At 37.4% G+C, this 15,139-nt stretch carries 15 protein-coding genes and 1 riboswitch; of the genes, 1 reads left to right on the top strand and 14 read right to left on the bottom strand.

Annotation, left to right across the window (positions count from 1 at the left end; all coding sequences use genetic code 11):
- Nucleotides 1–70: 70 nt before the first annotated feature.
- The 5 genes from FS486_RS08985 to FS486_RS08965 form a co-directional block, all read right to left on the bottom strand.
- A complete protein-coding gene (locus tag FS486_RS08985) occupies nt 71–295 on the bottom strand; it encodes a helix-turn-helix domain-containing protein (protein ID WP_144510997.1) in 225 nt (74 codons plus the stop codon).
- Between the two features lie 61 nt (nt 296–356).
- The gene (locus FS486_RS08980) at nt 357–809 is read right to left on the bottom strand and encodes an acyl-CoA thioesterase (protein WP_144510996.1); all 453 of its coding nucleotides are present in this window, start codon (nt 807–809) and stop codon (nt 357–359) included.
- A gap of 104 nt (nt 810–913) precedes the next feature.
- Nucleotides 914–1,690: a succinate dehydrogenase iron-sulfur subunit gene (gene sdhB, locus FS486_RS08975; RefSeq protein WP_144510995.1), complete on the bottom strand. Its 777-nt coding sequence runs from the start codon at nt 1,688–1,690 to the stop codon at nt 914–916.
- Between the two features lie 2 nt (nt 1,691–1,692).
- Entirely contained in the window at nt 1,693–3,450 is a 1,758-nt protein-coding gene (sdhA, locus tag FS486_RS08970; RefSeq protein ID WP_144510994.1) for a succinate dehydrogenase flavoprotein subunit, read from the bottom strand.
- Nucleotides 3,451–3,498: 48 nt separating this feature from the next.
- Nucleotides 3,499–4,110: a succinate dehydrogenase cytochrome b558 subunit gene (locus FS486_RS08965; protein ID WP_144510993.1), complete on the bottom strand. Its 612-nt coding sequence runs from the start codon at nt 4,108–4,110 to the stop codon at nt 3,499–3,501.
- A 294-nt stretch (nt 4,111–4,404) separates the two neighbouring features.
- Here FS486_RS08965 and FS486_RS08960 point away from each other — a divergent pair, with 294 nt between their 5' ends.
- Nucleotides 4,405–4,818: a YslB family protein gene (locus FS486_RS08960; RefSeq protein ID WP_144510992.1), complete on the top strand. Its 414-nt coding sequence runs from the start codon at nt 4,405–4,407 to the stop codon at nt 4,816–4,818.
- A 718-nt stretch (nt 4,819–5,536) separates the two neighbouring features.
- Here the strand turns inward: FS486_RS08960 and FS486_RS08955 are convergent.
- The 9 genes from FS486_RS08955 to FS486_RS08915 form a co-directional block, all read right to left on the bottom strand.
- Complete coding sequence (locus tag FS486_RS08955; protein WP_144510991.1) at nt 5,537–6,757, bottom strand: aspartate kinase; 1,221 nt, start codon at nt 6,755–6,757, stop codon at nt 5,537–5,539.
- Nucleotides 6,758–6,855: 98 nt separating this feature from the next.
- A riboswitch (Lysine riboswitch) is annotated at nt 6,856–7,035 on the bottom strand.
- Nucleotides 7,036–7,090: 55 nt separating this feature from the next.
- Entirely contained in the window at nt 7,091–8,866 is a 1,776-nt protein-coding gene (gene uvrC, locus FS486_RS08950; protein ID WP_144510990.1) for an excinuclease ABC subunit UvrC, read from the bottom strand.
- Between the two features lie 50 nt (nt 8,867–8,916).
- Nucleotides 8,917–9,231, bottom strand: a complete 315-nt coding sequence (gene trxA / locus FS486_RS08945) for a thioredoxin (protein WP_142538709.1) — start codon at nt 9,229–9,231, stop codon at nt 8,917–8,919.
- Between the two features lie 169 nt (nt 9,232–9,400).
- Entirely contained in the window at nt 9,401–9,784 is a 384-nt protein-coding gene (locus FS486_RS08940; RefSeq protein WP_144510989.1) for a hypothetical protein, read from the bottom strand.
- A gap of 296 nt (nt 9,785–10,080) precedes the next feature.
- A complete protein-coding gene (locus FS486_RS08935; RefSeq protein ID WP_144510988.1) occupies nt 10,081–11,058 on the bottom strand; it encodes an electron transfer flavoprotein subunit alpha/FixB family protein in 978 nt (325 codons plus the stop codon).
- Nucleotides 11,059–11,099: 41 nt separating this feature from the next.
- Complete coding sequence (locus tag FS486_RS08930) at nt 11,100–11,873, bottom strand: electron transfer flavoprotein subunit beta/FixA family protein (protein WP_144510987.1); 774 nt, start codon at nt 11,871–11,873, stop codon at nt 11,100–11,102.
- Between the two features lie 25 nt (nt 11,874–11,898).
- Complete coding sequence (locus FS486_RS08925) at nt 11,899–12,672, bottom strand: enoyl-CoA hydratase (protein WP_144510986.1); 774 nt, start codon at nt 12,670–12,672, stop codon at nt 11,899–11,901.
- Nucleotides 12,673–12,690: 18 nt separating this feature from the next.
- Complete coding sequence (locus FS486_RS08920; protein WP_144510985.1) at nt 12,691–13,272, bottom strand: fatty acid metabolism transcriptional regulator FadR; 582 nt, start codon at nt 13,270–13,272, stop codon at nt 12,691–12,693.
- A gap of 90 nt (nt 13,273–13,362) precedes the next feature.
- The gene (locus FS486_RS08915) at nt 13,363–15,057 is read right to left on the bottom strand and encodes a long-chain-fatty-acid--CoA ligase (RefSeq protein ID WP_144510984.1); all 1,695 of its coding nucleotides are present in this window, start codon (nt 15,055–15,057) and stop codon (nt 13,363–13,365) included.
- Between the last annotated feature and the right edge of the window lie 82 nt (nt 15,058–15,139).

Below are 15,139 nucleotides of genomic sequence, written 5' to 3'. Positions count from 1 at the left end.
CTTCACTCCTCAAAACAATTCTCTTATTTATTATTGTGACGTGTTCTGAGGAAAATGGCAAGGATTCATATTAATTCAACGATAGTTCACCTAGTCTTAATAGTTCCACAATTGCTTGTGATCGGCCAGATACTCCTAATTTTTGTATAGTATTAGAAATATGATTTCTTACCGTTTTTTCACTAATAGATAACTGAGTTGAAATATCCTTCGTAGAATTATCCTCTACTAATAACTGAAAAATTTGACGTTCCCTATTTGTCAATATTGATCGATGCTGATTGTTATCGTACAATGCCTTAGCCCCCTATCCACTCTCCTACTAACGTATGTAGCATTGGGATAGTAGGTGACGGCTAGTTAAGACTGTTTTGAAAAACTTCTCTTTCTTCTTCTGTCCATTTTGAACCTTTCCCTGTTTTTTTGTCTATTTGCACGATGGAACCCCTGCCAGTAAAGACAATTTCCCCTTTTTTATTTTTACCCATGTAATGTATATCTACTGACGAGGAACCAATTGTATTTGCCTTCACATAAATACGGAGCGTTTCGTCAAAGAATACTTGTTTAACATAATCACATTGAAGATCTGCAACAACTGGAATTTTCTCTCCTTTTGGATTCAACCAGTCATTCATCAACCCTATATGTTTAAAAAATTCAATACGTGCATACTCAAAATACGCAAATGTCACTGTATTATTTAAATGTCCATACATATCCGTTTCTGAAAAACGTACACTCACCTCGGAATAAAATGAAAAATCCTGTTCCCAACTTGTAATTTCTTCTATGTAACTAGCTTTCATGAAACCCATCCTCTCAATAAATGAATATCTATTCATTTATTGTATCAGAGAAATAAAAAATCTGCATAGAAATAACAATTCTACACAGATTTTTCACCCTATTATTAATCAACCATATGGTCGCTTCCGAAGAAGTTTTTGAACATTTGAACCGTTGTATCACGGTTTAATGCTGCGATAGAAGTTGTTAAAGGAATACCTTTCGGACATGCAACTACACAGTTTTGAGCATTACCGCAATTTGCAAGGCCTCCGTCTCCCATAATTGTATTTAAACGTTCATCCTTGTTCATAGAACCTGTTGGATGTGCGTTAAATAAACGTACTTGGGAAAGTGGTGCTGGTCCTATGAAGTTAGAACCACTATTTACGTTTGGACAAGCTTCTAGGCATACACCACAAGTCATACATTTAGACAATTCATAGGCCCATTGACGTTTGCGCTCTGGCATACGAGGTCCTTCACCAAGATCATAGGATCCATCAATAGGAACCCATGCTTTTACTCTCTTCAAAGAATCGAACATACGTGTTCTATCTACTTGAAGGTCACGAACTACCGGAAATGTTCTCATTGGCGCTAAACGAATAGGCTGAGTCAATTGATCTATTAGTGCAGAACAAGATTGACGCGGCTTATCATTAATAACCATCGAACAAGCTCCACAAACTTCCTCTAGACAGTTCATATCCCATGTGACAGGTGTAGTAGCTTTTCCATCCGCATTTACTGGGTTCTGGCGTATTTCCATCAAAGCAGAAATAACATTCATATTGGGGCGGTAATTTACTTCGAATTTTTCCCAATATGGAGTTGATTCAGGTGTATCTTGACGTTGTATCTCAATTTGTACTTTTTTTGTTTCGGTTGCAGTAACCATTATTAATTGTCCCCTTTCGCAGAATAATCGCGTTTACGAGGTGGAATAAGAGAAATATCTACTTCTTCATAATGTAAAACTGGAGCCCCAGTAGCTGGATCAAATTTTGCCATAGTTGTTTTCAAGAACTCTTCATCATTACGATCTGGGAATTCTGGTTTGTAATGAGCTCCACGGCTTTCATTACGATTAAGTGCTCCTAATGTTATAACGCGTGCTAAATATAACATATTTTTTAACTGACGTGTAAATGATGCACCTTGGTTAGACCATTGTTGTGTATCATCCATATTAATGTTTTCATAACGCTCTAAAAGCTCTTGAATTTTTTTATCAGTAGCTTCCAGTTTGTCATTATAACGAACAACGGTTACATTATCCGTCATCCACTCACCTAGTTCTTTATGAAGTAAGTACGCATTTTCCGTACCTTTCATAGACATAACTTGGTCCCATTTCTCTTGCTCTAATTTCAGTTCAGCTTCAAAAATAGAATCATCCATATCAATCGCATGAGTTTTAAGGTGACTCATGTATTTAACTGCATTAGGTCCCGCAACACTTCCACCGAAAACAGCAGAAAGTAAAGAGTTGGCACCTAAACGGTTAGCTCCATGCTGTGAGAAATCACATTCACCAGCAGCGAATAATCCAGGGATATTCGTCATTTGGTTATCATCTACCCATAATCCCCCCATTGAATAATGGACTGCAGGGAAAATTTTCATTGGTACTTTACGAGGGTCATCACCAGTGAACTTTTCATAAATCTCAATGATCCCACCAAGTTTAACGTCTAGCTCATGTGGATCTTTGTGTGAAAGATCTAGATAAACCATGTTTTCTCCGTTAATACCAAGTTTTTGGTTTACACATACGTCAAAAATTTCACGTGTTGCAATATCACGTGGAACTAAGTTACCGTATGTAGGATATTTTTCTTCAAGGAAGTACCATGGCTTACCGTCTTTGTATGTCCAAATACGTCCACCTTCACCACGTGCAGATTCTGACATTAATCGTAGTTTGTCATCCCCAGGGATAGCTGTTGGGTGAATTTGGATAAATTCTCCATTTGCATAAAGAGCCCCTTGTTGATATACGATTGAAGCAGCAGAACCAGTGTTAATGATTGAGTTAGTAGTTTTTCCGAAAATGATTCCAGGACCACCAGTAGCCATAATAACTGCATCTCCGCGGAACGCGCGAATCTCCATAGTTTGAAGGTTTTGTGCTTTAATACCACGACATACGCCTTCATTATCTTTAATTATTCCAAGGAATTCCCATCCTTCGAATTTTGTTACTAACCCATCTACTTCAAAACGACGAACTTGCTCATCTAATGCATATAATAATTGTTGACCAGTTGTTGCACCTGCAAATGCTGTACGGTGCATCATAGTACCACCAAAACGACGGAAATCTAGTAAACCTTCAGGCGTACGGTTGAACATAACACCCATTCGGTCAAATAAACTAATAATTCCAGGTGCAGCATCTGTCATTGCTTTAACTGGTTTTTGGTTTGCTAAGAAATCTCCACCATATATAGTATCATCTAAATGAACTGCTGGTGAATCTCCCTCACCTTTTGTATTTACAGCCCCGTTAATACCACCTTGTGCGCAAACAGAGTGGGAGCGTTTTACAGGAACTATTGAAAATAGATCTACATGCGTACCATCTTCGGCCGCTTTCATTGTTGCCATTAATCCAGCTAATCCACCGCCGACAACAATAAGTTTACTTTTTGCCATGCCAATCTCACTCCTCATTTTAATAGTAGTTGAACGTGTAGAAGGGTCTTATACGAATGCTAGAAGAGCTTGTACACCAACTACAGATAACGCTAAGAAGATTACTAAAGTTACATAAGTAACGATTCGTTGTGATGCTGCAGACTGAGTAATTCCCCAGCTTACTAAGAATGACCAAATACCGTTAGCTAAATGGAATGTTGCAGAAATCACACCAACAATATAGAATCCTAACATCCAAGGATTTGATAAAATATCAGCCATCATGTTAAAATTAACTTCTTTTGCACCGATCGCTGCTTGAAATCTTGTTTCAAATACATGCCAAGCGATAAACACAACAAGAAAAATTCCAGTAAAGCGTTGTAAAATGAATAAATAGTTACGTAATGTTCCGAATCTTTTTGGATTATTTTTTGCAGTGAATGCAATATAAATACCGTAAAAAGCATGGAACATTAAAGGTAAATAAATAACAAAAATCTCCAATATTATAACAAATGGAAGATTCCCCATAAAACCAGATGCTTTATTAAAAGCATCCTCTCCTTTTGTAGCAAAATGGTTTACTACTAAATGTTGCGTCAAAAACAAACCAACTGGAATAATCCCTAATAAAGAATGTAATCGGCGCCAGTAAAACTCGCGATCTTTCGACAAAACAGTTACCCCCCTCAGATTTACATTTGACAGACATGAAAACTATTGTAATAGAATAAAAGTATTCGTGTCTCGTTCACATCATCATGTTACGAATTTATGACATATCCATTGTACTCTCAACAAATTAGAGCGTCAAGGCATCCTTTCGATTTTTCAAAAACCGATAAAGAAACAATTTTAAATAATGATTTGTTTGTTTTTTCGCAAACTATTACCATTACCAACAGGAAACTATTTATGCTAAAATAGAACCTGACATTTGTTATTTTCTTTTGAAAGAAGGGTTGCTACTTGAATGAAAAGGAACATTCACATGTAACTTCCTTTGGATACGAATTAATAAGAGACCACGTGCTTGCTTCTATTCTCGGAAAACATGAAAAAGATATTTTATATTGGGCAGGAAAAGATCTTGCCCGCAAATTTCCCCTTTATTCGATGGAAGAAGCTATAACTTTCTTTCAAGAAGCAGGTTGGGGAACACTTGAACTAGACAAAACAACAAAAGACTCTGCCTTTTATACTTTACATACGTATAATTTACCGCAAAGTGGAATCACAAGAAGCCATCGATTGGAAGCTGGTTTTTTAGCAGAACAGCAACAAAAAATTGCTGGCTATTTAACCGAGTGTTATGACGAACAAGTGAAAAAAAACGGGACTGTTTCATTCCATATTAAATGGGATGTAAAGTCAACAAAATAAGCATTGTACAGCTATTATTGCTGTACAATGCTTTTTTATTGAGTTCAAACCCTAGGGATAGTGCGTCTTAAGGAAGTGTCCACTAGGATTTCCCCTGCAGGACGGCCGCTTTCCGTGGGGTGAGTGATGAGCCTTCACCGTCCGCTTACGCGGCCGCCTGTGAAGTCTCATCTTACTAACTTGATCCCACTGGAGTTGCCGTTTGCAGCTCCAATCCATCAAAATATGCGCGTTTATCTGTAGTTATTATCCATTAAAAGTTAGAAAGTGGCTTAGCGAGACCAAATAGCTCGAAAAAGCAACCAATCCAACAGGAAACGCAACCAAATTGAGCTTGAAAGCAACCAAATTGGCAACTAGCGCAACCAATTCTCCACGCAAAGGCTAGCGGACACTGATTGCCATGTACTTTCTCTATAGTATCCACTAAATCAACATGGATAAGATGTTCCAATCAATATTGCGCAACATATCTGTCATTACTCACAACTTTATAGACCAGATGCACAACATCTTGAATGAACGGAACTTTTATGATCGGATGCTGACTCGTTATGCTCGCATAATGGTACTCTTTGCTCGGATCGCATTTTTATGCGCTTATATGGACTCGTTATCTTCAGATGAAAGGCAAATAAGTTAAGACGCATTCTCCCTATTTTGCGCAACAAAAATAAGGGACGTAACAATGTCACGGCCCTTAAATCCGTTTTTATAGTTATTGCTTGATTGCCAAGTCGAATTCATCATGTAGTGCATTAGCGGCTTGAATCATATCGTTTTGTGGCACAACGACTGACACTTTAATTTCAGAAGTACTGACCATTTTCACGGGAATATTTTCTTTGCGAAGACGATCAAACATCTGGGCCGCAACTCCCGGATTGGACACCATTCCTGAACCAACAATGGACACTTTTGCTAAACCTACTTCAAAATCAGCAAATGTAAAGCCAAGCACTTCTTTATTCGTCTCTAACACAGTAATGGCCTCTGCTAAGGATTCCTTTTTAATAGAAAATGAAACTGCTGGTCTTACTCCATCTACAATCGACTGAACAATAATGTCCACATTTATATGGTTGTTCGCTAAAGTAGTAAAAATAGACGATAAGGAACCATTAAATGGAACATCATATTCAATAGTTAATCGCACAATATCCGATTCAAACGCTACCCCACGAACTACTAAATTATTTTCCATATCTACTTCCTCCTTCAAAATCGTTCCTTCGTTTTCCTCATAACTAGATCGTACTCGTAATGGAATTTTATAGTTTTTAGCAAATTCTACTGCTCTAGGATGTAGTACTCCCGCTCCTAAATTAGCGAGCTCCAGCATTTCATCGTATTCCAACTGCTCTAACTTTCGGGCATTAGGAACAAATCGAGGGTCCGATGTAAATACTCCTTCTACATCAGTGTAAATATCACATACTTCTGCTCCTATAGTTACAGCTATTGCTACTGCAGTTGTATCTGATCCCCCTCTTCCTAGCGTAGTAATTTCTTCATTTCTTGAAACTCCCTGAAAGCCTGCAACTATAACGACTTTATTTTCATATAACAAGTCGTTAATTTTTGTCCCATCCAGTGTCTCTACTCTAGCATTTCTATGTACTTCGTTAGTAACAAGGCCAGCTTGCCAACCCGTAAGAGATACTGCTTCCAGTCCTAAATCATTTAACTGAATAGCAAGTAATGACATCGTCACTTGTTCACCAGTGGATAAAAGCATGTCCATCTCACGTTTTGTAGGGTTTTCAGTAATTTCCTTTGCTAAACTAACTAAATCATCAGTCGTTTTTCCCATTGCTGAAACAACTACAACAATATCATGCCCTTTTTCTTTCTCTTTTCTAATCCTTTTTGCGACACTCGCGATTTTCTCAGTAGTTGACACGGATGTTCCACCGAACTTCATAACAATTTTACTCATGAACACATCTACTCCCTTTTCTTTGTCTGTAAGGGTAATAAAAAAAGCTTTTCACATATTGTGAAAAGCTTTGTCTCATACACGGTCAAAAATCGTCCATGTTAGATAGCCCTCCAGAATATTGAATTCTGACAATCCTACATCTATTAAATGCAGGACCAACGAGGAATAGGAAAAGCTATTTCTCATTTCGGCAAATGATCCTTTCCACAAGCGATTATCGGATCTTTTCATCCTCCCGCTAAGTACTTATATCAATTCGCACCTCTACCTTCACTTTATAAGTGAATATTAAATTGTTTCAACCATACCATAAGAAAATTCAGAAGACAATTACTTTTTCTGAAAATGCTCAACTAGAATATCTGCTATCTTACTAGAAAGTCCGGCTTCTATAAATGCTTCTTTCGTTGCTACTTCCATTTTCTTTATCGAGCCAAAATGTTTCAATAACATTTTTTTTCGTTTTGGGCCAATTCCTTCAATCCCATCTAATGAAGAAGCAATTGTATGCTTCCCTCTTTGCTGACGGTGAAATGTAATAGCAAAGCGATGCACTTCATCTTGAATACGTTGCAATAAATAAAATGCTTCGCTCGTGCGCTTCATTGGGATAATATCAAGAGGATTTCCGAATAAGAGCTGTGACGTTTGATGCTTGCCGTCTTTTGCAAGCCCGGCAATCGGTATATCTAAACCTAATTCATCTTCCAGAATTTCTCTTGCTGCTTCTATTTGACCTTTGCCACCATCAATAATGATTAAATCTGGAAGAGGCAAATCTTCTTTTAATACGCGTGTATATCTACGTCGAACTACCTCGCGCATTGCACCATAATCGTCATGTTTTGCAGCTGTTTTCGTTTTATACTTTCGATAATCTTTTTTATAAGCTTTTCCATCAACAAAGACAACCATAGCCGACACTGCATCTGTTCCGTGTATATGAGAATTGTCAAAGGCTTCAATACGATTTGGGGTTGTAATGCTCATTAAATTACCCAGTTCCTCGACTGCACCAATTGTACGCTCTTCTTGTCTCTCAATTAAATGGAACTTTTCACTTAATGCCAGTTTTGCATTTTTTTCGGCTAGCTCAACTAGGTTTTTTTTCATTCCTTTTTGGGGAGTCATTACTTTCATCTCTAATAATTCGGTCGCTAACTGAACATCTGTATTTTTCGGTACATATATTTCTTTAGGCTTTATATGCTCCGGCTTTGCATAAAATTGACCTAAAAAGGTTAAAAATTCTTCTTCAGGGTCTCGGTACAAAGGAAAAAGGGAAACATCTCTTTCGATCAACTTTCCTTGCCTAATAAAGAAAACCTGGACACACATCCACCCTTTATCAACAGTGTAACCAAATATATCCCGACTCGTAAAATCGTTTATCGTAATTTTCTGTTTCTCCATTACCATTTCAATGTTCGAGATTTGATCCCTATATTCTTTTGCGCGTTCAAATTCAAGACTTTCTGCAGCTTCTTTCATTTTTTCGGATAATTCTTTCTTCACATGTGTATACCCGCCATTTAAAAAGCTTGAAATTTCATCTGTCATTTTCTTATAAGTGGAATCTTCTATTTCTTTGACACATGGAGCAAGACATTGTCCTAAATGATAATATAAGCAAACGCGGTCCGGCAACTTTTCGCATTTCCTTAGTGGATATATTCGATCGAGCAGCTTTTTTGTCTCATGGGCTGCATGGGAATTGGGGTAAGGACCAAAATATTTACCCTTATCTTTTTTTACTTGTCTTGTAATAATGAGTTTTGGATTCTTTTCTGCCGTAATTTTAATGTATGGATACGTTTTATCATCTTTTAGCATAATATTATATTTTGGATCATGCTTTTTTATCAGATGCAGCTCTAGTATCAGTGCTTCTAACTCTGATGATGTTACGATATATTCAAAATCAACTATTTCTTGTACTAGTCTTTGCGTTTTTCCATCATGGGATCCAGTAAAATAGGATCGCACACGGTTTTTCAATACCTTTGCTTTTCCCACGTAAATAATTGTTCCTTGTCTATCCTTCATCAAATAGCAACCAGGATCATCTGGAAGTATGGCACACTTTTGTTGTATCAAATCATTCATATAATCACCTGTTTAAAAAAACCGGGCACCTTAGAGGACCCGGCTTTATATTATGCGTTTTTTTCTACAAATTGAACTAATGCTTCTTTTGGTTGGAAACCAACAGCTTTGTCTACCGGTTGGCCATCCTTGAATAATACTAGTGTTGGAATAGACATAATACCGAACTGGCTAGCAGTTGCTTGGTTTTCATCTACATCTACTTTTACGATTTTTACTTTATCGCTCATTTCAGCATCCATTTCTTCTAGTACAGGAGCAATCATTTTACAAGGCCCACACCATGTTGCCCAAAAATCTACTAATACTAATCCTTTCTCAATTTCTTGTGAGAAAGTTTGATCTGTTCCGTGAACTATTGCCATTAAAAATTCCTCCTTTGTTTAACTATAAATAGATTATAGCAGACTCATATTGGTACATCTACATATTAGCTTATAACTAGCGCAAGGTGGCTCTAAAGTTAATTTTGTTTATTGTTAAAAATAATAAATACTTAGGGATAGTGCGTCTTAATACGTTGACTAGTGACCGCTAAGATTTTCTCTTCTTGCGGACGCTTTCCACCTGGTGAGCGATGAGCCACTCATCCGGCAGGAGTCGCCGCCTGAAGAGAAAATCAAAGAAAATTAATTGCTTCCGTTCCGAGCAAAGAATGTTGCTATGTGGCCATAACGAGGTAGCATACGAGCATAAAAGTTCGATCTGTCCCAAATGTTGCGTAAATTTTAATGGACGATCTAATCCATTTAAATTGAGCAGATTCTTCTTGGAAAGTGCATAATAATTAGTGTCCTCTAGCATTTGCGTGGAGAATTGGTTGCGCTCGTTGCCAATTTGGTTGCTTTCAAGCTCAAACTGGTTGCGTTGAGAATTGAATTGGTTGCTTTCAAGTGACAATTGGTCTCGCTTAGCCATTTCCTAACTTTTAATGGCTAATAAATACAGATAAAAGCGTCTATTTTGATGGATTGGAGCGAAAAGGACGGCGACTCCAGTGGGATCAAGTGAGTAAGATGAGACTTCACAGGCGGCCGTGTAAGCGGACGGTGAAAACTCATCACTCACCCCACGGAAAGCGTCCGTCCAGCAACAGAAATCCAAGCAGACACTTCCTTTCGACGCACTTTCCCTAAAAAAGACTATAGAACATCTATTACCGATATTTCCCTATACGTAAAAACTCGGCTCTTTGAAAGAGCCGAGTTACTTACTTAAGCGTTTACTTTTAGTTTTTTGAATTCTTCTGTAAGCATTGGGATGACTTCAAATAAGTCGCCGACAATACCATAGTCTGCTACTTTGAAGATATTCGCTTCAGGATCTTTATTGATCGCAACAATAATCTTCGAGTTAGACATACCAGCTAGATGCTGGATAGCTCCGGAAATTCCAGCAGCAATATAAAGGTCTGGAGTAACGACTTTACCTGTTTGTCCAATTTGTAGTGAGTAGTCACAATAGTCAGCATCACAAGCTCCACGTGAAGCACCAACAGCACCGCCTAAAACGTCAGCAAGTTCTTTTAAAGGAGCAAAGCCCTCTTCGCTTTTCACGCCACGTCCTCCGGCAATTACTACTTTTGCTTCAGATAAATCTACACCTTCTGATGATTTGCGTACTACTTCTTTAATGATTGTACGAAGGTTCTTAATATCCACTGATAGTGCAGAAACATCTGCTGCTTTGCTGTCATCTTTCGCAAGAGGAGCAATATTGTTTGGACGAATAGTAATGAACTCCATACCGTCTTTTACTTTCACTTTTTCAAACGCTTTACCAGAATAGATTGGGCGAACAAAAACAGCATTATCGCCTTCTCCTTCAATAGCCGTTACATCTGATACTAATCCGATTTGCAATTTACTTGCAATTTTTGGAGATAAATCTTTCCCAAGAGCTGTATGTCCAAATACAATAGCTTGTGGGTTTTCTTGTTCAATTACTGCAAGCAATGCTTGACCGTACCCATCAGAAGTATATTGTTTTAAATGTGGGTGCTCAACAGTAATGACACGATCCGCCCCATATTTACCAAGTTCAGCCGCTAGATCTTTCACTGAATCTCCTAATAGAACACTAACTACTTCACCGCCACTAGAAATCGTTTTCGCAGCAGCAATTGCTTCATATGAAACATTACGTAGGGCACCTTCACGTGCTTCTCCTAGTACTAATACTTTTTTAGACATATTATTTTCCTCCCGTTTGTTGAGTATTAATTCAAATAATGTTAAATGACTTTCGCCTCTGAATGAAGTAAGTGAACTAACTCTTTTACTTGATCAGCTAACTCGCCTTCTAATACTTTTCCTGCTTCCTTTTTAGGAGGTAAATAAATTTCAAGCGTTTCTGTTTTCGCTTCAACATCATCTTCATCTATATCTAAATCATCGAGTTCAATTTCTTCTAAAGGTTTTTTCTTTGCCTTCATGATTCCTGGTAATGATGGATAACGTGGTTCATTTAACCCTTGTTGCGCAGTAACTAATAGTGGCAGAGATGTTTCAAGAACTTCTGTATCCCCTTCGACATCACGTTTAATCGTTACAGCAGTACCATCGATTTCAAGATTGGTGATAGTCGTTACATAGTTGATACCTAGTATTTCTGCAACACGAGGTCCAACTTGTCCAGAACCACCGTCAATCGCAACATTACCAGCTAAAATCAAGTCTGGATTTTTATCTTTTAAGTATTCAGAAATGATGTGAGCAGCTGTGAACTGATCCATTTCCTCCACATCGTCTTCTACATTAATAAGAACCGCTTTGTCTGCTCCCATAGCAAGTGCTGTACGTAGCTGTTTCTCCGCGTCCTCGCCACCAAGTGTAAGAACGGTTACTTCTCCGCCTTGAGCGTCTCGTACTTGTATAGCTTCTTCGATCGCATACTCATCATAAGGATTGATGATGAATTCAGCTCCGTCTTCTTGTATTTTACCGCCGCTTACTACAATTTTTTCCTCTGTATCGAATGTACGTTTAACTAATACATAAATATTCATTTAGTTGTCCTCCCGTAGCATATAATTATTTTCCTTTAAAAACAGGCTCTCTTTTTTCTAAAAATGCAGATATACCTTCTTTAGCATCTTCTGAAACGAAAACGGTTCCAAAAGCATTTGCTTCTGCTTTCACACCTTCATAATAAGAAGTAGGTTTTACAAATTGAAGCATTTCTAATGCTGCCTTAACAGCGATAGGGCTTTTCTTTGCAATTTTATTTGCTAGTTCTTGTGCGTGTTGAAACAGCTCTTCTTCAGGATATGCATGATTCGCCAAACCAAATTGTGCTGCTTCCTTTCCACTGATTGGTTCACTTGTCAACAGCAATTCTGCTGCTTTTGCAAAACCAACATAGCGTGGAAGACGTTGCGTCCCAGCAAAACCAGGTATTAAACCTAATTGTAATTCAGGTAGACCAAGTTTAGCATTCTCTGAAACAAGACGTATATGACAGCTCATTGCAAGCTCCAAGCCTCCACCAAGTGCAGCACCATGAATAGCTGCGATTACCGGTTTAGAGAACTTTTCCACTCTTTCGAAAATTGTTTGCCCACTTGCGGCTAGTTCAGAAAATTCCTCTCCTGTGGAAACAGAAGTAAATTCTTTAATATCTGCACCTGCGGAAAAGAACCTTCCTTCACCTTTTAGCAAGATAACGCGAACGGCTTCATCATTTTCTACCGCATCTAACAAGTCATTTATCTCTAAAATTACCCCTCTTGCCAGTGCGTTTGCTGGTGGACGATTTAGTGTAACTGTAGCTACACCATCTTCAATAGTCCATGACAAAAATTCCATTTGTTCACTTCCCCTTTGTTATGCTTTTATTCCATTTAATAATAGACGATGTACTTTCTCTGTGAGGTCAACCAAATCGTATTTATACTCATTCATGACCCAAGTAGTTGTCGTCTCATCTATTGTACCAAAAACCATCTGTCTTGCTAAGCGAATATCGATTGTACGCTCAAATTCTCCATTTTCAATTCCTTCTTTTAAGATGGAATCTAGTAAAGATAGATAATTCTTTAAGACAGCATTAATTCGTAAACGGAGTGCCAAATTCGATTGTCTCAACTCCAACTGGGTTACTGTAGCCAAATGATGATTACTTGCTAGTACATTAAAATGATTTTCAATCATTTTATATAATTTTTCTGAAGCTGTTACATCTTTTTCAATAATTTCTTTTAAATTATCTGCAAACATCTCCATTTTTTCTTCAAAAACCGAAATTAATATATCTTCTTTGTTTTTAAAATATAAATAAATTGTTCCGTCTGCAACACCAGCTTGTTTAGCAATTTTTGCGACTTGCGACTGATGATACCCATTCTCCGCAATCACTATTATGGCAGCATCTATAATTTGTTTATATTTCGGCTTGTCCTTCTTCAATGAATTCACCACCAATAAAAAATATGAATGATGATTCATTCATATTTTTATATTATATTTAATTGAATAGATTGTCAATCATGAATTAACTTAGCTTTCAACTGCTTGTTTTAACTTTGCTTTTTCCTCATCTATTAAAGTTCTTCTTAAGATTTTACCTACCGCTGTTTTTGGCAGCTCTTTTCTAAACTCATAGATTCTAGGAACTTTAAAAGCAGCTAGATTATCACGACAAAACTTGTTTAATTCTTCTTCCGTTACAGAAATACCTTCTTTTAATACAATGAACGCCTTTACAGTTTCTCCACGATAAGGGTCCGGTACACCCGCTACGACACATTCTTGAATCGCTGGATGTTCGTACAGCACTTCTTCTACATCTCTTGGATAGATATTGTATCCTCCAGCAATAATCATATCTTTTTTACGGTCAACTACATAAAAGTAACCGTTTTCATCCATATAGCCTAAATCACCAGTGAGAAGCCATCCATCACGCATCGTCATCTCTGTTTCTTCGGGACGATTCCAATATCCTTTCATCACTTGTGGCCCTTTTACTACAATTTCCCCGATTTCTCCTGGAGGTAATGGTGTTGTAGATTCTAAACCAAATATTGCTGCATCCGTATCTGGCCATGGAATACCAACAGATCCTTTTACTCTATTATCGCTATAAATTAAATTCGCATGGGAAACAGGGGAAGTTTCGGTTAGCCCATAACCTTCTACTAATCGACCGCCTGTAACTTTTTCAAACTTTTGTTGAACTTCCAAAGGTAATGCTGCTGAACCACTTAAACAAGCTACAATCGAAGATAGATCATACTTTTGAACGTCCGGATGATTTAAAATTCCAATATAAATAGTTGGTGCCCCGGGAAATAACGTTGGCTTTTGCTTATCAATCGTTTTAAGTGCAGTTTCCGCATCAAACTTAGGTAATAATATCATTCTATTACCTAACATGACAGATAATATTAAAACGGTAGTCATACCATATACATGAAAAAACGGCAAAATACCTAAAATACTTTCTTCACCTTTTTTGCATTTATATAGCCACGCATCGCACATAGAAGCATTGGATATTAAGTTTTTATGAGTTAACATAACACCCTTTGGAAACCCTGTCGTCCCACCTGTATATTGTAAAAGTGCAATATCTTCTTCAAAATCAAAAGGAATTTCAATCGGATCTGCTTTTGCTACTTTCATAATTTCAGGAAATAAATGATTTACCCCACGATGTTCCACTTTCACACTAAAACCATATTGTTTTTTTTGAATGAACGGATATACCAAGTTCTTAGGAAAAGGTAAATAATCTTTAATCCCTGTTATAATGACGTTTTCTAATTCGGTATCTTTTAATACTTTGGAAACTCTTGGATATAAAATATCTAATGCCAAAATTACCTTAGCACCTGAATCTTTCATTTGATAGGATATTTCTCTTTCCGTATACAGTGGGTTTGTTTGTACAACAATTGCACCAGCATATAAAGCACCATAGTACCCTATTACACCTTGCGGACAATTAGGCAGCATAATTGCCACTCTATCCCCTTTTTGAATACCAATTGTTTGTAAATAATTCGCGAACTTCAATGATGACTCATATAGCTCTTTATATGTTACATCCCTACCCATGAAATGGATAGCAATTTTTTCGGGAAATTCCTTATACGCTCTCGTCAAATATTCCTGTACTGGAATAGATTCATAGTCAAGTGTATGTGGAATTTCCGGTGGATATTGTGAAAGCCAGCTTTTCTCTGTCATTTTTTTACCCCCTTCTTTTATAATAGATCGAATATTCCTATTTTTATTATAAAGAAAAATGAATGACAATTCAATTCTTTCA

The organism is Bacillus sp. FJAT-22090 (assembly GCF_007676755.1).
Taxonomy (GTDB): Bacteria; Bacillota; Bacilli; order Bacillales_A; family Planococcaceae; genus Psychrobacillus.
This window is presented reverse-complemented; position numbering and strand designations above follow the sequence as displayed.